Below are 19,844 nucleotides of genomic sequence, written 5' to 3'. Positions count from 1 at the left end.
AACGGGCTCCCGCGATGTCGCGCCCGATGCGCATGCCGGGGGTGAAACCGGGCGTTGGCCCGTTTTCGGGGCAGGATCGCGGCGGCCTCTTCGGCTCCGAAGGCGTCGGGAACTGCTTGAATCGCCGTCGCTCACCAGGGAATTATCGGCGCGGCGGTCCACTGTCCTCGTCGGCGGTGCGGCGGTGCCGCCGCGCGCTCCCGGCGGGCCGTGTTCGGCGACTGCCGTCCGGCTGCGTGCGCCGTCCGGGCTCCCCGTGGTCGGCAGGGCCTGATCGAATCAGCTTCGCCGTGTGATTGCCCAGAGTTTGCACGACTGGACGCAGGCGGGGGAGGAACGTGTCCGGCCGCGCCCGTTAGGCTGTGTCAACGTGGATACCGTTTCGCTGTCCGGCAAGGAACTCGCCGCCGCCATCAACGCCGACACCAAGGCCCGCGCCGCCGCGCTCGCCGACAGCGGCGCCGCCCCGCGCCTCGCCCTGGTGGTGGCGAACGACGACCCGGCGAGCGCCTGGTATGTGAACTCGCTCCGCAAGGCGGCCGAGCGACTCGGAATAGCCTGCGACACAGTCGACCTCGGTTCCGAGGCGAGCGCTGCGGAGATCCGCGCCGAGCTCACCGCGCGCGGTGCGGACCCGGCGACCGACGCGATCATGCTGCAGACGCCCCTTCCGGCGGGTGTCACGCTCGACGACGTCAGTTCCGCGATCGTCGCGTCCAAGGACGTCGACGGCGTCAGCCCGCTGTCGCTCGGCCTGCTCGCGGCCGGGCTGGACGGTTTCGTCCCCGCCACCTCCGAGGCCGTCGTGGAACTGCTCGAACACCACGAGATCCCGCTGGCCGGCAGGCACGTCGCGGTCGTCGGCCGCTCGAACGTCGTCGGTAAGCCGCTGGCCCAGCTGCTGCTGGCGAAAGACGCGACCGTCACGGTGTGTCATTCGCGCACCGCCGACCTCGCCGCCGTCACCGCCACCGCCGACGTCGTCGTCGCCGCGGCGGGCCGCATCGGCCTGATCTCCGGCGAGCACGTCCGGGAGGGTGCGGTGGTCATCGATGTCGGCACCAATGAGGCTCCCGACGGCAAGATCGTCGGCGATGTCGACGCCGAGTCGGTGCGCGGCAAGGCCGCCGGCCTCAGCCCCGTCCCCGGCGGCGTGGGCCCGGTCACCACGGCCCTGCTGATGCGCCACGTCGTCACCGCCGCCGAGTCCGACCGACCTAGCGGCTCTGCGTGAGAAGCCGCCTCACCCCCGGGCGATGGCGCTGATGAGCGTGCGGCTGCCGTCCTTGGTGGTGGTGACGACCTGCGGGTTGTAGGTGACCGGTTGCTGCCCGGGGCGGTGTTCGGTGACCACCACGGTGTACTGGCCCGCGAACGCGCCGGGAGTGATCGCCACGCAGTGGGTGGTGCCGGCGGGGATGCTGTCGATGCCGCGCTGGATGGCGTCGGCGGTCTGTACCGCGGCGTCCGCGGTGGTGGTGGCGCGGACCTGCTCGCCGGACCGGTCCACGTAATAGGCGTGCTGGAAGGCGAAGATCACCGCGGGACCGGAATCGAAGCCGCCCACGCCATTGCCCTGAATCCGGTTGCCAACCCGCTCGGCGGGGCACTGCGCGACCGGCGCCGCCGGAGTGGTGGCCTGCGCGGACGGGGCCGGCGCCGCGGTCTGCCGGTCGGAGCCGCCGGTTCCGAACTGCAGGAAGGCCGCGAAGCAGAGCGCGGCGACGCCGAGCGTGCCGAGCAGAGGTACCGCCCACCGTCGCGTCTTTCGCGGCGCGGGAGAGCGGTCGATCAGTCCCGCGAATTGATCTTCGTACTCGTCCGGACCGGGCGCCTGCGTGTGCACGGGTTCGGCGGGCAGCGCCTCGTCCTGCGGCCGATCCACCCATGCCGCCCACTCGCCGCGGTACTCCTCGCCGACCGGCGCCTGCCCCGGAACCCCCGTGCCGTACGGATTTCCCCGGTCGTAGCCGGGTCGCGCGCTCATCTCCGGTCGATCCATCGCCCCGCCCTTCATCAGGTCCCCGTCAGATTAGCCGCATCGCCCCGACGCGGGAACGCCCTGCCGCGTTCACAATTGAGCCGTCCGCCAACCGGAGGATGCCGGCGGGTCTCCCAAAGGGCCTTGAGGTGGCCGGTGGGCGGGTGTCAATTCAGCAGAGCCAGCCATTCGTGTTCGGGATAGTGGTCGGATACGTAGGTCCGCACCACGGTGCGTTGGGCGGCGCTCAACTCCGGCCAGGTCCGTTCGAGATCGACGCGGTCTTTCGTCCGGGCCTGTTTCACTTTGAAGATCAGCACGAACTCGGGATTCAGGTAGCGGATGCCGTCGTCCGCGATCCAGGTCACCTCGTCGAGGGGCGCGACCATGGCCCGATCGCGCCGGTTGACCCAGGCGCCCCGCTGTCCGGGATTCAGCAGGAGGTCGATCAGCCACGGAGACCGTGCGTTCGCCCGCAGCCAGACCTGGTCGGCGCTGTCGGGCAAGGCGGGGAAGCGGTCGTCGACGGGGCGAATGCCGTCCGGGCCCGCAGACCAGATGTGCAAGCGGCCTCGTGCCGCGGTGCGCAGAGCGGGCAGATCCGCACGGAACATCGACGCGTCGACATCACTGTGCTCGCGTCGCGTTCCGGTCCATGCGTCGATCGCCCACCCGCCCGCGATCCACCACGGGGCGTCGATGTCGCCGAGGATCTCGCCCACATCGCGCGGCGTGACGAAAGCCCATGAACCCCAGAGGTCTTGGAAATCGGCCTCCTGCGCGTCACGCGGCGGTGGGATCGGAAACTCGCGCAACGATGGCCCTCCCCTCGGGTATATGGCTAGACGCTACCCGGAGGAGGGCGCCGCTCACCAGTGCGTGACGACCGGATCGCCGACGCCGATCGTGTGATACACCCATTCGGCGTCGTCGCGGGAGAGGTTGATGCAGCCGTGGCTGACGTTCGCATAACCCTGCTGATCCACCGACCACGGAGCAGAGTGGATGAAAACGCCGCCCCATGTGAGTCTTTCGGCGAACTCGCCGTTGATGACGTAGCCCTCCGGCGAACTCAGCGGGATGCCGATGGTGCGGGAGTCGAACACGACGGAACGGAACTTCTCCAGCACCGGCCAGGTGCCGACCGGTGTTTCGTACCCCGGCTTGCCCATCGAGGCCGGCATCGTGCGGACGACGGTGCCGCCGACGGTGACCGTGAAGGTATGCGCCGACATGTTCGCCTCGCCGAAAACGCCTGCGTTGGTGCGGAATTCCGTGCGCGTGCCACCGACCGAGACGAGGACGGTGGCGTCGGCGGGCAGGAACTCGCTCGGCGTCCACACCGCTTCGCGGTCGTCGGTCCACGCGAAGGTGCCCGGCAACGGCCGGGTCGTTGTGATGTCGATGGATTGTTCCGTCTTCGCGCGATCCGTGACTGGTGCGGCGAACCGAATGGTCACGGGATGAGCCACGCCCACCACCTGGCCGTTCGAGGGTCCGATCGCTGCCACCGGAGGCGTCGGCCGCACGATCATCGTCGCAGCCGCCGCACCCGACCCGAACGCGGCCAGTGCCACGATCACGGTCGCGAGGAACAGGTACCGAATGGCGCTCCTCATGGCGTCCACCCCTTCGAGCTGGTGTGGTAGGCAAGGAACATTTTAGGCCCCCATGATCAACTCGGCCATGGATAGAACCGGTCCATGGTCCGGTTGTGATCGGGGCAAGCCCACCAATGATCGCGTACCCCACCCCGCCCGTTCGAAACGGCAGCGAGTCGCTCGGATGCCGCAGGCGCGGAGTCCGACGATCCGGTCAGTGTGTGAGCCCCAGCGGTTGCGGTTCGGCTGCGGCTCGCGCGTCGAATTCCGCTCGCGCGGCCAGGATTCGATCCTGATGTTCGACGGCCCAGACGCCCATGGCATGACTGATCGCACCGATGCTCGCACCGAGTTCGGTGAGCGAATAATCCACCCGGGGCGGCACCGTGGGGTAGACCGCCCGGCGGATGAGGCCCTCCCGCTCCAAGTTGCGCAGGGTTCGGGTGAGCATCTTCTGAGTGATGCCGTCGAGGCGCCGGCGCAATTCGTTGAAGCGGATCGGCCCGGCATGGGAGCGCAGAACGCTCAGCACCAGCATCACCCACTTGTCGGCGAGAACGGCCAGCACCTCCCGCGCGGGGCAGTGATGCAGGTAGCTCTCGACCAGGCTGCCGGTATCCGGCCGGTTACAGGCGGTATCCATCGGGAACCTCGGTATCAAGAAAGTGCCTTCTTCCCGAAAGGTACCAGGTAGCCACAGAATCGGTACATGCTCGCAATCACGCAGTACGCATTCGGTGGCCCGGAAGTCCTCGAGGTGGTCGAGGTGGATCGGCCGCGGCCCGGCCCGGGGGAGGTGCTGGTGCGGGTTGCCGCGACCAGCGTCAACGCAGCCGATTGGAAGGTGCGCGCTGGACTGATCGGGACGCTCGGCGAGCCACCGCTGACGCTGGGACTCGATGTGGCGGGTGTCGTCGAGGAACTCGGTGCCGGGGTGGACCGGTTCGCGATCGGCGCTCCCGTGTACGGGATGGTGTTCGGCGGAGCGAACGCGGAATACGTTGTGGCGCAAGCGCACACGCTGGCCCCGGCGCCGAGGAACATCGACCTGGCACAGGCGGCGGCGCTGCCGACGGCGGCGCTGACCGCCTGGCAGGCCCTGGCCGCGCTCGGTGCCGGGCAGCGCGTGCTGGTGCAAGCGGCCGCGGGAGGCGTCGGACATCTGGCGGTGCAGATCGCCCGACATCGCGGCGCGCACGTGATCGGCACCGCGCGTGCGGTCAACCATGAGTACCTGCGCGGTCTCGGCGCCGACGAGGTGATCGACTACACCGCGGTCGATTTCGGCGCCGCGGTGCGCGACGTCGACATCGTGCTCGATCTGGTCGGCGGCGCGTACGGGTCCCGATCTCTCCCGGTGCTGCGTCCCGACGGCCGGTTGATCGACACCCAGGGTTCGGACGCGGAAGCCGACCCGCGTTACGAGCGGTTCTATGTCGAACCGTCCACGGTGTCACTGCGTGAGATCACCACCATGGTCGAGCGCGGTCGTCTGCGCGCGACGATCGACCACGTGCTGCCCCTCGCGGACGCCGCGAAGGCGCACGAACTCAGCGAATCGGGGCGGGTGCGCGGCAAGGTCGTGCTGGTCGCCTGGGATCCGCCCGCCTGACGGTCGGCGCTTGCGCGACCGGAGCGATCGCGCGGCTATCGGCGGACAGCGTGTACGACGTCGGCGTGCAGGGCGTCCGCCCGCGCGGTCAGCTCCTCGATCCGCACCAGGACCGCGGCGAACCGGTCACCGTCGGCGGCGGGCAGCGATGCCACGTTGATCTCGATGTTGAGCTGCGAGGTGGTCGCGGCGGCGCGGCAGGCGTCGGCGGCCGCGCCGATATCGGTGACGACGTTCGGATTCCCGATCGGGAACAGCTCCGCGGCCAGCGACAGCACCTCGTCGGCCTCGTCGACGACCTCGGCGGGCACGCGGGCGGCTTCGATCAGCGCGGCATTGATCGCCGCGGTGCGGGCGGCGAGATCCTCCGGGGTGTCCTTGGGCAGCTTGTAGGCGGCGCCGACGGCGGTGAACGCGTCGGCGTCGGCGGCGGCCAGCGCTAGCGCGCGCTCGCGCGCCGCGTCGGCGGCCTCGATGATCCGGTCGATCACCGGCCGGTTCTCGGCGTCCTTGGCGCGAGTGGTGTAGCGCGCGACCATCGCGACGAGCGCGGCACCCTGCGCGGCGTGCAACGCCGCGACCGCGCCGCCGCCCGGAGCGGGAATCTTGGCGGCCAGATCGCCCAGGTACTGCGCGAGGGTGACCTCGCCGGAGGACGGCGCAGTTTCCGTGGACGACGAGCTGGGCTGCGACACGTGCGTATTGCCTTTCGTTCTACGGCGAGGAAGGACTACGAGTAGACGCTACCCCGTGGCGTCGCCGCCTCGGGCGTGACCACACCGGCCGGGCTGGCACCCGGCCGGTGCGCGGCCGGGACGTACCCGCCGTTATGTTGAGTGCTATGCGGATCGGATTGAGCATCAACTACTCGGGGGGCTTCAAAGAGGCGGCGGCCGAAGTCGCCGACCTCGAGCGGGCGGGCCTGGACATCGTGTTCGTGCCCGAGGCGTACTCGTTCGACGCGGTGAGCGCGCTCGGTTACCTGGCCGCCAAGACCACCACCCTGCAGCTGGCCTCCGGCATCCTGCAGCTCTACACGCGCACACCGAGCCTGACCGCCATGACCGCGGCGGGCCTGGACTTCGTCTCCGACGGACGCTACGTGCTCGGGCTGGGCGCGTCGGGCCCGCAGGTGATCGAGGGCTTCCACGGCGTGCCCTACGACGCGCCGATCGGCCGCACCCGCGAACTGGTGGAGATCTGCCGGAAGGTCTGGCGGCGCGAGCGCCTGGAATACCAGGGCAAGTACTACCAGATCCCGCTGCCCGCCGACCGGGGCACCGGCCTCGGTAAGCCGCTCAAGCTGATCAACCACCCGGTGCGCGAGCGCATTCCGGTGCTGCTGGCCGCGCTCGGCCCGAAGAACGTGGAACTGGCCGCCGAGATCGCCGAGGGGTGGCAGCCGATCTTCTTCCTGCCGGAGAAGGCGAAGGAGGTGTGGGCGGACTCGCTCACCGCCGGTCTCGCCAAGCGCGATCCGCTCCTCGGTGACCTGGACGTCTACGCAGGCCCGGCGCTGGCCATCGGGGACAACGTCGAACCGCTGCTGGAGTTCGTGAAGCCGCATCTGGCGCTCTACATCGGCGGCATGGGAGCCAAGGGCAAGAACTTCTACCACACCTTGGCCACGAAGTACGGTTACGGCGCCGAAGCCGACCGCATCCAGGAGCTGTACCTGGCGGGGGAGAAGGAGGCCGCGACCAAGGCGGTGCCGGACCAGCTGGTCCGGGACATCTCCCTGGTCGGTCCGGCCGGCTACGTCAAGGAGCGGGTCGCGGCGTTCAGGGAGGCCGGCGTCACGGTCCTCAACGTGGTGCCGATGGCGGGCACCGCCGCCGAGCGCGTCAAGCTGATCGAACAGTTGCGCGAACTGGTCTGAGACAAGGCGCTGCCGCCGTCGCCGGGTGCGACGGCGGCAGCAGCGGGGGTCATCTCCGGCGGAGCGCCGCCAGCGCGGCGTCCAGCGTCGAATGCAGCGCGAACACCTGATCCAGGCTGGTCATCTTCAGCTGCCTGCTGGTCGCCGGGCCCTCCGCGACGACCGCGATCGAGGTAGTCGAGCCCGCGCGCTGGTGGGCTGCCACGAGCGTCGCCATGCCCGCCGAGGCGAGGAAGCTGACCGAGGTGAGGTCGATGATCAGGGCCGCGGGCTTGCCGCTGAGAATGGCATCGATCGCGTTCTCCAGCGCGGGGGCTGTCGCCAGATCGACCTCGCCGGCCACCGTCAGCACCGTCGCGCCGTCGTGCGCCGCGACCGTGGTGGTCATCGTGTCCGCGAGGGGATACGCGTCTCCGGAAGTGTTGGTCACAACATCACAACACACAAATCGCGGCAGATTCGCAACCTTTGAGTGTTCATGGAGCTAACCCTACCTCGTTCGCCGACCGGCCTGGTCCGGCTGCGGCCTGGTCGTCGCGGCGGCCGATATCGCCGCCTCGGTGATGCGTACGAGTTCGTCGATGGGCGCGAGAACCCGCGGCGCAGTCGGGAAGGGCGACTGTTGCCGTATCGGTGTACACCGTCGTCGGCGGCAGCCGTGGACGGGTGACGAGAAGCTTCGGCGCATAGGGGTAGTTGCCACATCGGTAACCAAGGGGTGGCCGCGTGCGCCCGGCATCGTCGATGCAGGAAGATCCGTGGAGCCCGAATCGGTCCGGCGCGAGTTCGTGCCGACGGTCCTACGTATGCGGAGGGAGTGACCTGCGGAGTGGGTCGCCGGGCGGCTACCGATGTGGCGAATCTACCTAGAGCTCTTAACCTTGCGACTACTTCGCACCGTTGAGAAAGACTCGCCGATGGTCAGCATGACTCGAACCGCAGCATGGCTGGGAAGCCACTTCTCCCCGTTCTCCACCGCTTCTGTTCTCGGACATCGAGCAGGAACGGCAGCGTACCCGCCCACCGCCGAATCGGGCGTATACCCTGAGCTCGCACCGCAAATCCATCTGCCATTGGTCACGCGAATGCTGCTGTATGGCGATGGCTCCACGACGCTTCTGCTCCAGCAGATCGCCGGATCGAATATCGTGGCCGATGTATTGCCCTCGCGCACCATCGAAACAAGGGATCTCGGGATATTCCAGGAGGTTTTCCGCGACTCGGTCGGCGGTCCGCTCAGAGTACGGCACACGAGGTTGCGGGATGCCGCGGGCAATATCATCAGTGAAAACCTGATCACGTATCGGGCCGCGGACGAAGCGACCTTGATCCCGCCGGACGGTATTCCATTCGGCATCCATATCCGCCGTCTCGGCGCCTTCGAACGGCGGCGGATCTTCCTCACCGGCGTGACATGCGGGCCATTCGGTCTTTTTCCCGCCGCCGCGGCTGCACGCGTGTACGAGATAATATTCTCGACGCAGCAGAGCGTGCTGGTGCACGAAGTCTTCAATCCCGCCGTGGTCGGTACCCGGAGCGTGGCATTTCGCAGGCCAGGGCCGATAATCGTGGCACGGGCCCTGCGGGCGTCGGGCGCGAGTCCGGGGCTGCGTAGCATTCGGGGAACGAGGGCAGGCGCACTCGAAACGCGGTCTCGTGAATCGCGAGAGGAAAGGTCGATCAGAACTCCTTGACGCGACGCTGTGAAACGGACGAGAAACGGCGCTTGCCGAGGGAATCTCGGCAAGCGCCGCCGTATCCGAGTCGATTCGCGGCGGGCCTCGGCGACGTTATTCCGATCCGATCTGCCCGGGACGGTTACTTCCGCTCGGATCGAGCCAGCCTGCGACCGCTTTCCAGTCGTCCCAGGTGAGATGCGATACGGGGCTTTTCGTCGGCCCGGCGCAACCGGTATGCATGCGTCGACGGCGGTCGTTATTCGACCGCAAGCGTCTTCCGCATCGTGAGCAATTAATCTCCATCATGTTTCAACCATTCGTTCGTCCGTGGAGCGACGTCATCGGTACGCGGGGCGCCGGCGGATCGGTCGGTAATGGCCTGCCGCGTTCGCCGCAGACCTCAACCGACTCGACGTCGCCGCACCAAACCCGCCGTCGACGGAAATCGCAGCCGCCGGTGGCATACTTCGTCCACCAATTCCGCATACCCTTCGCGCACCTCGCCCAGGTGAAACCACACCCTGTGCCGCGTCTCGACGTCCTTCGTATGCAGAACCGTCCACCATGCCTCGGCATACACTTCGGCCATGTGGCTCATCACTTCGCCGAGTGAGTGAGTATGCATCCGAGCGCCGTTCGGGCACGGCACGTTGCGGATGGCCCAGTCGTCGACCGCGGCGACGACCCGGTCGACTTCCGCGCGGATCTGCTCGCCGTCGAAGCCGTTTCGCCTCGGGGTTCCGACACGGTGGAATGGTATGAGCTCGGCATGCAGGTCGCCGAGTTCTCGTGCCCATGTCACCAGGGACATCCGGCTGGTGACGTGGCCGGAAATCGCTCGGAACAAGTGCTCGGGCCGCAACAAGGGCACCATCGACGTCGCCGGCCACCAGGCGTCGGACCGATCGATCGTGGATGTACATTCGTTCGAATGCATCGCTCACCTCCTCGACTCTCCAGCCTGCTGGCATAGGGTGATGTCGCACATCGGTAGGCCTCGATCGATGCCGATGGCGAGCCTGCGATTACCTACGTATCCCGGCACCACCAGTTCCGGGCCCGGTAGGCCGGGCGCGGGGCACCTTCGCTACCGCCGAGGGCGACACCGGTCGCTGTCTTCTGCTGGTTCCTCGCCGAAGGCGCTCGCGAGAAAGGTAGTTCGTCGCGTGGCCGATCGCTGATTTCGGACAGGGGGATCATCGTGGCAGGACGTCGGCTTTGTCGTCGCATTCGTCCGGACCCGCGGCCCGGATCACGGGAAGTTTGCCCGCCTCGACTTCCATCGGCGCCGACAATGCGCGAAGACTACGATGACGTCGTGTGACGATCAGGAGGCGGGATCGCGTCGGTGGCTTGCCCGCAACCGCCGCGAACTTCGTCGGTCGCGCAGGCGAGCTGGAGAAGATCAGTCTCTTTCTGCTGGAGCAGGCTCGGCTGGTCACGTTGACCGGGCCCGGAGGTATCGGTAAGACCCGTTTGGCCGCGGAGGCTGTGCGCGGATTCAGCAGAGCCAAGAGCGCGCCGGTCTATTGGGTGCGGCTGGCGCGGTTGGCGAGAGACAGTGACACCGCCGCGGTCGAGGAGGAGATCGCGCGGTCGGTGGTCGAGACCGACTTTTCCGGAAGATCGGCATGGGAACTGCTCATCGATACGTTCACTCGACTGTCCACGGCCGGGCGGCAGCGACGAATCTTGCTGGTGCTCGACAATTGCGAGCACGTACTCGTCAGCGCCGCCGTCGTGATAGCGAGATTGCTCGATGCCTTGCCCGAGCTGACCGTCGTGACGACCAGCCGTGAACCGATCGGCTGGGTCGACGAACATCTGATCGCGGTGCAGCCGCTGGCCCCACGGCACGCGGTGGCTTTGTTCCGTCAGCAGGCCGAACTCACCGGTCACCCGATCACCGGAAGGGAGCAGATGACCACGGCGGCCGAGATCTGCCGCCGCGTGGACAATCATCCTCTCTACATCCAGTTGGCGGCCGCGCGACTGCGTCATCAACCGCTCGCGGTGCTCTTGCGCGGGCTCACCGGCCGAGCCGATGACGCGCGGTTGCGCTGGTCGCACGGTCCGCGGTTCGGGGCCGACGCGCGGCACCGCGGGGTCAGCGATGTCATCACCTGGTCGTATGAGTTGTGCACCGAGAAGGAACGTGTGCTCTTCGATCGGATGTCGGTGTTCGCGGCGGGCTACGACACCGACGCCGACGAAGATGGCAGCGGTGCCTCGGTAGAGGTGGGCGTGGACCTGGAAGCCATCGAGGTTGTGTGCGGTACGGGCGACCCCCGCGGCCCAGACGAACCGACATCATCCGGTTCGGACGCGCGACCAGCGGTCGAGGACATCGAGGAGTTGCTCGAGTCTCTTGTCGATCACTCGCTCGTGACCGCGCACATCACCCCGACAACCGTGCGGTATTCCCTGGTGGAGACTCTGCGGGTCTATGCACAGCAGCGATTGCGGGAACGCTCGTCCGCCGAGGTCGACGAACCCGCCCGGCTGGCGCAGCGCCATCTTCGTTACTACCGAGACAAGATCGCCTACGCGGCCGCGCATTGGTTTCATTCCGACGGACAGCACGGCCACGTGAGCTGGGCACGGTCGGCGTGGGCCGATACCCTGACCGCGATCGAGAACAGCCTGGCCGGCGGCCGGGCCGACATCGGTCTGGAGATCTGCCTCGGCCTGATCAGCCTGCGGATGCCCTTCATTCGAGGCTCACTGCGAGGAATGCGCCAATGGACCCAACGGTGCCTCGACGCCGCCCGTGCGCCGACCACGAAGCCCACCGAACGCCAGATCGAAGCAATGGCCGCTATCGCATGGCTGGCCCTCACGCAGGGTGATCACGAATACGCCGCGCGCGTTCTGGACGACTGCGTCGTCGCCTGCCTCGCGGACGAGACCGAGCGACAGAACTGGCGGCAGATGCCCGAGCGGGACATCGGCTTGCCCGCCGCCGTCGAATTCACCTGGGCGATGGAGCTGCTGTTCGTGCGTCGCGACGCCCGGGCCGTCACCGTGTTCACCCGCGCCCGGGCCGCGTTCGATGCTGCGGGCAATGCCGGCAGTGCGGCACTGAGCGAACTGTACGCGGCGATGGCCGCGGGTCTGTTGGGCACCGGCCAACAGGCCCTGGAGCTCACGGATCGGTTCCTCGAGTCGGCGCGTGCTTCCGCTGCGCCACGCGCCGAATCCTGGGCCGAACACGCCCGAGCGATCGCTCTGACAAAGCACGGCGATCCCGACGAAGCAATGCGTCTGGAACGATCCTCGCTGGCCTACAAATTCGCTTCCGGTGATCTGTGGGGCGCTATGTGGGTTGTGGAGTGCCGGACCTGGTCGTTGGCGCGCGTCATCGCCGACGCGCTCAGCACGCGCGAGGACCCCGATCGTGATCGGCTCGTCGCGCCTGCCATCGAGATCGCGCACTTGGCCGGGGGAGTCGCAGCGCTCCGCACCAAGTTGGGCGTCGACATCGGCAAGCTGGGCCCCTATGCCGACGAATCCGCGAAGGCCGTCGAAGTAGCGCGCCGGATACTCGGACCGGACAGGTTCATCGAGGCAAAAGCCCGGGGGTCGCGGCTGCGGCCCGAAGACGGCGACGTTCAGCGGCTGGCGCTGGGCATGCTCGTCATCGAAGCAGCGCCTCGGGAGAACATCCGCGAAGCGGAGCCGCCCGGAGACTGGCTGCAACTGACCGCCGCCGAGCAGCAAGTGGCGACGTTGGCCGCTGCGGGGTGGACGAACCCCGCGATCGCCGCCCGGCGCGGAAGTTCGGTTCGCACCGTCGACGCGCAAGTCGCCTCGATACTCCAGAAACTGGTGCTCACCACTCGCGAGGACATCATCGAGAAGGTTCCCCGCAGCGTCATCGACATCGTCGGCATCGAAGCCGCCCGCAGGCCGCGGCGCGGCAAGGGCTGACGTCGACAGCACCGGCGTCGCGCGGCCGCCGGGTCGCGCCCCTGGGTCCGTCCTCGAAGTAGCAACCGAGGCCAGACCGAATCGCAAATGGTCGAAATCGCCGCGAGGTCCGGCAGGGTGGCGGCTCTTGCGCGCGAGTGCGCGACCCCGGTGTGGCCGCCGCTTGCCGCGCAGCTGGTCTGTCACAGGGGGCTATGCGATGGCTGAACGCTTTTCGGCGCGTTGGATCACCTGACCGGGGCAATCGCGAGGTGGCCTGCGAGGATCGAGGCTTCGGCGGCAAGGCCGGGGGGATTGGTGGCGATGAACATCGAGTCCGCGGCCAGGTTGCCGAGGGCGTGCCAGGTGGGGTCGGGGTGGTCGCCGACGAGGAGGCGGCGGGTGCCGGACTCGATGCGCAGACCGCCGGTCGGCGCGAGTTCCGCTGCGCCGGTGGCGATCAGTGCGCCGAGGAGCGGCTCGGTCTCCTGCGGTGTGGTGTAGGCGGGTGGGTTGACGGCGTTGAAGACCATGTCGACGGGCCAGTCGGTGCCGTCGAACACCGTGAAACCACCGCCGGGCCGGGCCGCCAGCTTCGTGACACCCGGTCGCAGCCGTAACTGCCCGGAATCCAGCAGGCGCAGGATGATTCGCGCGTTGTGCGGCACCATCGGGGAGCTGAGACTGCTGATGGTCCGGAAATACCTCTCGCGCAGCATCGTCCGGTCGTGCTCGGCGAGCACGGGCCAGAGGATCGGACCCATGGTCCGGATCGCCATGGTCAGCAGGCGGCGGCCCTGGTGAGGTGAATCGACCGCGTCCAATTGACGGCGCAGGCGGGTGGCCGGTTCCTCGGTCTCGGTTTCCAGGATCTCGGTGGCGAAGGATTCGAAATCCTGCCCCAGATCCGCCAGTTCGGCGCGCATGAGTTCGACCAGCTGGGTGACGGGGACCGTGCCCTGCCCGGCCAGTTCCAGCGCCCGGGGTGGCGTGAGGTGCTTCGGCGCCAGGGGCAACGGCCGCTGCTGGACGTACGGCAGCACGCCGCTGCGGGAAAGGAAGCTGATCGGCCCGGTATGGCCGCGGGCCGTCAGTGCCGCGGCGAGGTCGACCGCGGTCAGTCCGCTGCCGATGATCGCGACGTGCGCGCTGGTCGCCACATCGGCCGTTGTGGTCGCCAGAGGGTAGGGCTCATTCACATATCCGGGTGCGCCGGCCAATCCGTAATGGTCGCGGGGACGGCCGCTTCCGACACACAGGACGGCGCGGTCCACCGGATGGCTGCCGCCGTCGTCGGTGTGCAGCACAGCGCCGCTCTCGCGGGTGAAGCCGGTAACCCGGGCGTTAACCACGCTCACTCGCCCGCCGCGGGCGCGCAACCGCGAGATCGCGGCATGCGCGGTCTGCTCCAGATACGCGCCGTAGACACCACGCGGGACGAGGGGGACGCCGAGACCTTTATCGAGGTACTGCTCCAGATCGTCACCGCGCCACCTCCGCTCGACGACGCGCGCAGAGGATGCCTCGACCAGGCCGTCACCGACGTGTCGGGCGGTGTCCTCATTCGGGTCGGACCGCGAGGGGCCGGTGCGCTCGGTCCGTTCCGGGTATTCGCGGGGCGGCTCCTCCCCGACGAGGGGCGCGCCGGGACGCTCGTCGAGGCGCCCTGCCCCGTTGCCGCGGTCGCGCAACCAGCGCTCGTAGTGGGCGCGGTCGTCGGCGCGTGCCGACATCAGGGCGGGCGGGGCGTTCACCCGCACCGCCTCCAGGTCCGGCTGGTAGGGGCGGCCGCGCCATACGGCGGGGGAGCCGTCGAACACGGTGATGCTGCTGGGTGCCCGGTCGGCGGCGGCGAGCGCGTCGAGCAACGCGACCGCCGCGGCGCCCGCGCCGATGATGCCGATACGCATGGTTGTGCCTTCTTTCGTCGAGGTGCGCAGTGCGCACGGCTGCGGCCTCGTGGCCTTTTCCGTGCCGCCTCTGCCGTGCGCTGACCAGCCTCGGCGGCCCCGGCCCGTACCGGCATCCCGCGATCGAGGGAATTTCGCCTCGTGCCTGCGGCTTATCCCTCATATGCGGGATGGCGGGTGAACGGGCGGGACAGCAGGATGACGAAGATGACCACGCCGACTCGGCGCGCCGTCGACGCGCTGTGCACCGGCATCGCGCAAGCGCCCGACGCGCACGCGCTGTTCGCCGAGACCTCCGACCGGTTGCGTCGGATCACACCGTTCGATGCCGCTGTATGGGTCGCCACCGATCCGATCAACGGGCTGACCACCGCGCCGGTGCGGGTGGAGAACCTGCACGAGGGCGGCTGCGGAACCTATTGGGAATCAGAGCTTTTCGCCGAGCATGTGAACCTCTTCCGCGATCTGGCGCTGGCCTCGGTGCCGGTGGCGGGGTTGCGGGAGGTGACCGGCGACCGGCCGACCCTCAGCCCGCTGTATCGAAGCTTCATGTGCCCGCGCGGTTTCGAGGACGAACTGCGTGCCGTGCTGCGAGTCGACGGGCAGCCGTGGGGGCAACTGAGCCTGTTCCGGGAGCGCGGCCGCGAGCCGTTCCTGGCCGCCGATATCGAGGTGGTCAACGCGCTGTCGACACCGATGGCCCGGCGGTTGCGCAGCTTCGCGCGGTCGTCGGAGCTGTCGGCCGCGCACCTCGCCGCCGCGCCCGGCATGCTGCTGTTCGACCAGACCGGCGGGCTGGTGTCACTGAATGACGAGGCTCGTCACCTGCTCGCCCAGATGCCGCCCGGGCCGATGACGCCGACCGCCACCGGCATCGCGCTACCGCTGCCGGTCTGGATCCTCAGCACCGCGGGCCGGGCCCGATCGACCGGTGAGAACATCCGCATCCGCATCCGCTCCAGCACCGGCCGCTGGCTGGTCTGCCACGCATCCTGCCTGCACGACGGCGACGGGCGTCCCGGGATGACCGCGATGGTGATCGCACCGGCCAAACCCTCCGAGGTCATGTCCCTGGTGGTCGCCGCCTACGAGTTGACCACCCGCGAACTGGAGGTCACCGAACTGATCGCCCGTGGCCTGGCCACCAGCGATATCGCCGCCCAGCTCTTCCTTTCCGCGCACACCGTCCGCGACCACGTGAAGGCCGTCTTCGAGAAGGTGGGCGTCGCCAGCCGCGGCGAACTCGTCGCCAAACTCTTCACCGACCACTGTGAACCCCTCGCCGCCCGCAACACCGTTCGTGTGCTGGACGCTGGGGCGAGGTAGACGTGCCTGAGCGTTCGCTCCGGCCGGCGCGCGAGATTCCTCATCCCCGGGTGCCCGAGGGAGGGAATGATCGAGTGGTGACCAAGACGGCGCATCCTGGCAGCGGAAGCCAGGCGGAGACCGCCGACGGTGAGCGGCAGGAGCTGGAGACCATCGGAAGCTTCCGATTCTGGTTCGCCGACCACCGTTGGGAGTGGTCGGATCAGGTCGTGAGGTTGCACGGGTACGCACCGGGGACGGTGGAGCCGACCACGGAACTGCTGCTGGCGCACAAGCATCCGGATGACCGCGCCACGGTCGCGGAGACGCTGGCCACGGCGGTGCGGACCGGTGAGCCGTTCTGCAGCAGGCACCGCATCATCGATGTGGCAGGCCGGGTGCACCACGTGCTGGTGGTGGGGGATCGATTGCACGACTCGACCGGCGCGACCGTGGCACCACCGGCTATTCCGTGGATCTGACCGGTCGGCTGGACGAGAACCGGCAGGAAGTGCTGAAGGAGACGCTGCCGGAGGTCGTGGCCGCACGGGAGGTCATCGAGCAGGCCAAAGGCGTCCTGATGTTCATCTACGGCATCAACGCCGAGCAGGCGTTCGGGGTGCTGCAGTGGCGCTCCCAGGTGACAAACACCAAACTGCGCGATCTGGCGGCCAAACTCGTCGCCGCGGTCGCCGCGCAGGGCGGCGGGCCGGTTCAGCAGCGCACCCGGTTCGATCATCTGCTGCTGACCGTCCACGAACGACCCGACTGAATCCGTCCGGATGAACTCCGGCGCGGTTCATCCGCGGTGGCTCGGCTGCAACCCGACCAGTTTGACGAGGAAGCGGTCGACCTGTTCGGCGGCCGGCGGCCAGGGCAGGTCGGGCTCGTTGATGCGTTGCGACAGCATCCCGTTCACGGCCGTGCGAAGGTCGAGGGTGACCGTCGCCGGGTCGTCCGGCGGGGCGAGGCCCTCGGCCATGCAGCGCTGCACGGCCGAGTTCGTGCGGGCCACCAGCACCTCCTTGAAGGGCATGCCGAGGCGTCGGTGGACCTTGCTCTCGTGCAGCACCTTGTAGAGGCCGGGGTGTTCCTCGGCCCACGCCACCTGGGCCAGGATGCGGCCACGCAGCCCGGCTGCCGGGTCCTCGGCCGCCGCCTCGGCCGCGTCGCCCGCCTCGACCAGTTCCTCGTGACAGCGCTGCATGGCCGCGAGCACCAGGGTGTCCCGGTCCGGGAAGTGCAGGTACACCGACGTGGCGGCGATCGAGACCGCCCGTGCCACCGCCCGCAGGGACAGCGCCTCGTCGTCCGCCAACTCCTCGAGCATCCGCAGCGCGGCCGCGATGATCTCCGCCCGTAGCCGTTCCCCTTGGCCACGGGCATTGGGCTTACGGCGGGTCGCCGGAGCGGCGGTCGGGTCCATGATCGGCGATTGTAACTGAACACCTGTAGTGCTAGGGTCGTCCTGTCTAGCTGCACATCTGTAGCGCTACGGCTGTTTCTTTAGGAGTGACATGACCACGACCATTCGTCTCGATGCTGATCTCGACCCGGTGTTCTCCCAGATGGCCAGGGCGACCACCGCGCACTGCTGGGCGGTCCCGCAACTCACCGACCGGGAGAAGGTGTTCCTCTGCGTGGTGGCCGATGTCTGCCAGGCCGGCCTCGGGCTGCCGTTCGAAATGCACATCCGTGCCGGGCTGGACCGCGGCGTGTCCACCGACGACATCCGGGCCTTGTTGCGGCTGGTCGCCTATGACAGCGGGTACGCGGCCGCGCTGATGGCCCTGGACCGGCTCGCCGAGATCGAGGCGGCGGCGGGGCTGCCTCGTCCCACCGCCGAACCGTTGCGGGGCGCGTTGCTCGACATCGGACCGGACGCCGCGCCCAGCCCGCTGCCGGAACCGATCCGGGCTCAGCTGCGCGAACTCGATCCGCACTTCACCGAGCACTTCGAACTCCAGTCAAGGATGCGGTCCGGTGCCGGGCCGGGCACTTTGACCATCAGGGAACGGGCCTTCGCGACGATGAGCGTCGACGTGCACTACCAGACCCTGGAGGAGACGTTCCAGGCGCACGTCGACCGGGCGCTGGGTGGCGGGGCCTCCGCCGAGGACGTGCGCGCGGTCCTCCGTTTCAACGCCCAGTTCGGCGTGACCAAGGCCTGGCGCGCGTGGAAGGCGCTCAACGCGCACCTCGCCGACCGGGCGTCGGCAGCCACCGGCGGCGAGGTCGCCCGACTGCCGTGACGGGGCCGGGACGTGGCGCCCGGAATCCCGCTCAGGTCGCTCGTTCGACCGGAGAGCGCACGCGGCGCCGCGATCCCGCGAGCCGGTTCACGACTCCTCGACCTCCGGCGGCGGTGCGATCGCCGCCCCGGCCGAGAGGAGCCGCTGCGCCAGCGCGCGACTGCGCCGCCCGAGTTCGGGAGGGTCGAGGATCTCGAAGTCGTGCCCCAGCAACAGCATGTGCATGAGCACGATGTCGAGGCTGTCATCGGCGCCGCTGAGCACTTCACAGAGCTCGTTGCCGCGTGGTCGCACCACCGCTGCCGACGCGGGGATCTGCGCGCGCACCGTGTCGGCGCAGGCGTGCACGAGGAAGCGGGCGCGATGCGGATAGACCCGGCTCGCCACCCCTTCTTGCACGTACGCCGCCGCCTCGGGCGCCGTGCGGGGGCGGAAACGCCACGTCCGTGCGGACACATCGGTCATCCGGTCCACGCGGAAGCTGCGCCAGTCGTCGCGATCGAGGTCGAAGGCCAGCAGGTACCAGCGGCGGTCGGAGGCGACCAGGCGGTAGGGCTCGACCCGCCGCCGTCGCACCTCGCTCCCGGCTGGGTAGTCGAAGCCCGCCTCCACCTCGTCGCGACAGGCTCTGGCCAGGGTCATGAGCACGCCGGGGTCGACCGGGGCGCGGCCTCCGCCGAAGGACTCCACCGCACCGGAGAGCGCGCGCACCTCGTGCCGCAACCGGGTGGGCAGGACCCGGTCGAGCTTGGCCAGCGCTCGGAGTGCGGCGGCACCGGCGCCCGCGACCGCGCCACCCGCGCCGACCAGCAGTGACACCGCCGTGACGATCGCTTCCTCGTCGTCGAGAAGCAGCGGCGGGAGGTCCTGCCCCCGGCCGAGCCGGTAACCGCCGCCGACACCTTGGTCGGCATGCACCAGGTAGCCGAGCGTGCGCAAGCGCTCGACATCGCGCCGGATCGTGCGCGCTGTGACGCCGAGCCGGTCAGCGAGTTCGGGCCCGGTCCAGACCTCGCGTTGCTGGAGCAACCCGAGCAGCGTCAGCACCCGCTCGGTCGTGCCCCGCTCGTCACCGGTCGCCGCCTCCATGTCGCTCAGCCTGCCAGAAATAGCGGACCGATTCTGTCCGCTGGGCATGTCAGGGTGGCGGCATGGACGCAAACGAACTCGACTGGAACAAGACGCTGCGCGAACAGTGGGAGTTCCACTGGACCCGGCAGCTCCGGCCCCGGCTCGAGGGCCTCACCGACGACGAGTATTTCTGGTCGCCGGTGCCGGACGCCTGGAGCGTGCGCCCGCGCGGCACGTCGAGGGCGCCCGTGCAGGCCGGTGCGGGCGATTTCACGATCGACTTCGCCCTTCCCGAGCCGGTTCCCGCACCGTTCACCACCATCGCCTGGCGACTCGGTCACGTCATCGTCGGCGTGCTCGCCACGCGCAACGCGGCCCACTTCGGCGCGCCGGCGGCGTCGTACGAGACATGGGAGTACGCCGGTGACGCGGCCACCGCGCTCGACCAGCTCGAGGCCCAGATCGACACCTGGCTGGCCGGGGTGAGCGGTCTCGGACAGGCCGCGCTCCGGGTGCCGATCGGCGCGAAGGAGCCCTTTCCCGAGTTGTCCATGGCCGACTTGGTGCTGCACATCCACCGCGAGCTGATCCACCACCTGTCCGAGGTGTGCCTGCTGCGCGACCTCTACGCGCACACCGGCCCCG

Annotated in this window: 17 protein-coding genes and 2 pseudogenes; 9 read left to right on the top strand and 10 right to left on the bottom strand. The window is 68.8% G+C overall.

The window, feature by feature from the left end:
* Positions 1–370 precede the first annotated feature (370 nt).
* The gene (locus NA8_RS19820) at positions 371–1,234 is read left to right on the top strand and encodes a bifunctional 5,10-methylenetetrahydrofolate dehydrogenase/5,10-methenyltetrahydrofolate cyclohydrolase (protein ID WP_063051860.1); all 864 of its coding nucleotides are present in this window, start codon (positions 371–373) and stop codon (positions 1,232–1,234) included.
* Between the two features lie 9 nt (positions 1,235–1,243).
* On the opposite strand, the gene NA8_RS19815 is transcribed toward NA8_RS19820, so the two are convergent.
* The 4 genes from NA8_RS19815 to NA8_RS19800 form a co-directional block, all read right to left on the bottom strand.
* Entirely contained in the window at positions 1,244–1,987 is a 744-nt protein-coding gene (locus tag NA8_RS19815; protein WP_157106796.1) for a DUF8176 domain-containing protein, read from the bottom strand.
* A gap of 161 nt (positions 1,988–2,148) precedes the next feature.
* Entirely contained in the window at positions 2,149–2,796 is a 648-nt protein-coding gene (locus NA8_RS19810) for a nucleotidyltransferase domain-containing protein (RefSeq protein ID WP_063051858.1), read from the bottom strand.
* Between the two features lie 54 nt (positions 2,797–2,850).
* Positions 2,851–3,600, bottom strand: a complete 750-nt coding sequence (locus NA8_RS19805) for a L,D-transpeptidase (protein ID WP_063051857.1) — start codon at positions 3,598–3,600, stop codon at positions 2,851–2,853.
* Positions 3,601–3,796: 196 nt separating this feature from the next.
* A complete protein-coding gene (locus NA8_RS19800; RefSeq protein WP_063051856.1) occupies positions 3,797–4,225 on the bottom strand; it encodes a winged helix-turn-helix transcriptional regulator in 429 nt (142 codons plus the stop codon).
* 66 nt (positions 4,226–4,291) lie between these two features.
* Here NA8_RS19800 and NA8_RS19795 point away from each other — a divergent pair, with 66 nt between their 5' ends.
* Positions 4,292–5,194: an NADP-dependent oxidoreductase gene (locus NA8_RS19795; RefSeq protein ID WP_063051855.1), complete on the top strand. Its 903-nt coding sequence runs from the start codon at positions 4,292–4,294 to the stop codon at positions 5,192–5,194.
* A gap of 35 nt (positions 5,195–5,229) precedes the next feature.
* On the opposite strand, the gene NA8_RS19790 is transcribed toward NA8_RS19795, so the two are convergent.
* On the bottom strand, positions 5,230–5,889 hold the full coding sequence (locus NA8_RS19790) for a cyclodeaminase/cyclohydrolase family protein (RefSeq protein WP_084466930.1): 660 nt from the start codon (positions 5,887–5,889) through the stop codon (positions 5,230–5,232).
* Between the two features lie 146 nt (positions 5,890–6,035).
* On the opposite strand from NA8_RS19790, the gene NA8_RS19785 reads away from it, so the two are divergent.
* Positions 6,036–7,073 (top strand): LLM class F420-dependent oxidoreductase, encoded by a 1,038-nt coding sequence (locus NA8_RS19785; protein ID WP_063051854.1) that lies wholly within the window; start codon positions 6,036–6,038, stop codon positions 7,071–7,073.
* Between the two features lie 49 nt (positions 7,074–7,122).
* Here the strand turns inward: NA8_RS19785 and NA8_RS19780 are convergent, their stop codons facing one another.
* Positions 7,123–7,461, bottom strand: a complete 339-nt coding sequence (locus NA8_RS19780) for an STAS domain-containing protein (protein ID WP_063051913.1) — start codon at positions 7,459–7,461, stop codon at positions 7,123–7,125.
* 529 nt (positions 7,462–7,990) lie between these two features.
* On the opposite strand from NA8_RS19780, the gene NA8_RS19775 reads away from it, so the two are divergent.
* A complete protein-coding gene (locus NA8_RS19775) occupies positions 7,991–8,767 on the top strand; it encodes a hypothetical protein (RefSeq protein ID WP_157106795.1) in 777 nt (258 codons plus the stop codon).
* A gap of 385 nt (positions 8,768–9,152) precedes the next feature.
* Here NA8_RS19775 and NA8_RS19770 read toward each other — a convergent pair whose 3' ends face one another.
* The gene (locus NA8_RS19770; protein ID WP_063051852.1) at positions 9,153–9,689 is read right to left on the bottom strand and encodes a hypothetical protein; all 537 of its coding nucleotides are present in this window, start codon (positions 9,687–9,689) and stop codon (positions 9,153–9,155) included.
* Positions 9,690–10,072: 383 nt separating this feature from the next.
* Between NA8_RS19770 and NA8_RS19765 the strand changes: the two genes are divergently transcribed.
* Complete coding sequence (locus NA8_RS19765) at positions 10,073–12,682, top strand: AAA family ATPase (RefSeq protein ID WP_063051851.1); 2,610 nt, start codon at positions 10,073–10,075, stop codon at positions 12,680–12,682.
* Positions 12,683–12,909: 227 nt separating this feature from the next.
* On the opposite strand, the gene NA8_RS19760 is transcribed toward NA8_RS19765, so the two are convergent.
* Positions 12,910–14,571 carry an FAD/NAD(P)-binding protein gene (locus NA8_RS19760; protein WP_063051850.1) on the bottom strand — a complete coding sequence of 554 codons (1,662 nt, stop codon included), beginning with the start codon at positions 14,569–14,571 and terminating at the stop codon, positions 12,910–12,912.
* A 207-nt stretch (positions 14,572–14,778) separates the two neighbouring features.
* Between NA8_RS19760 and NA8_RS19755 the strand changes: the two genes are divergently transcribed.
* Together NA8_RS19755 and NA8_RS19750 are read left to right on the top strand one after the other, a co-directional pair.
* Positions 14,779–15,897 carry a LuxR C-terminal-related transcriptional regulator gene (locus NA8_RS19755; RefSeq protein ID WP_063051849.1) on the top strand — a complete coding sequence of 373 codons (1,119 nt, stop codon included), beginning with the start codon at positions 14,779–14,781 and terminating at the stop codon, positions 15,895–15,897.
* Between the two features lie 143 nt (positions 15,898–16,040).
* Positions 16,041–16,648: pseudogene (locus NA8_RS19750) on the top strand (PAS and ANTAR domain-containing protein).
* Positions 16,649–16,675: 27 nt separating this feature from the next.
* On the opposite strand, the gene NA8_RS19745 reads toward NA8_RS19750, so the two are convergent.
* Positions 16,676–17,302, bottom strand: a complete 627-nt coding sequence (locus NA8_RS19745; RefSeq protein ID WP_063051848.1) for a TetR/AcrR family transcriptional regulator — start codon at positions 17,300–17,302, stop codon at positions 16,676–16,678.
* Positions 17,303–17,393: 91 nt separating this feature from the next.
* Here NA8_RS19745 and NA8_RS19740 point away from each other — a divergent pair, with 91 nt between their 5' ends.
* Positions 17,394–18,128, top strand: a complete 735-nt coding sequence (locus NA8_RS19740; RefSeq protein WP_063051847.1) for a carboxymuconolactone decarboxylase family protein — start codon at positions 17,394–17,396, stop codon at positions 18,126–18,128.
* A gap of 87 nt (positions 18,129–18,215) precedes the next feature.
* Here the strand turns inward: NA8_RS19740 and NA8_RS19735 are convergent, their stop codons facing one another.
* A complete protein-coding gene (locus tag NA8_RS19735) occupies positions 18,216–19,217 on the bottom strand; it encodes a helix-turn-helix transcriptional regulator (RefSeq protein ID WP_063051846.1) in 1,002 nt (333 codons plus the stop codon).
* Between the two features lie 62 nt (positions 19,218–19,279).
* Between NA8_RS19735 and NA8_RS35220 the strand changes: the two are divergent.
* Positions 19,280–19,828 (top strand): annotated as a pseudogene (locus tag NA8_RS35220) (DinB family protein); the annotation flags it as partial.
* Positions 19,829–19,844 lie beyond the last annotated feature (16 nt).

Source organism: Nocardia arthritidis NBRC 100137 (assembly GCF_001612765.1).
Classification (GTDB): Bacteria; Actinomycetota; Actinomycetes; order Mycobacteriales; family Mycobacteriaceae; genus Nocardia; species Nocardia arthritidis.
Note: the sequence above shows the minus strand (reverse complement) of the source record. Positions and strands in the feature narration are given on the sequence as shown.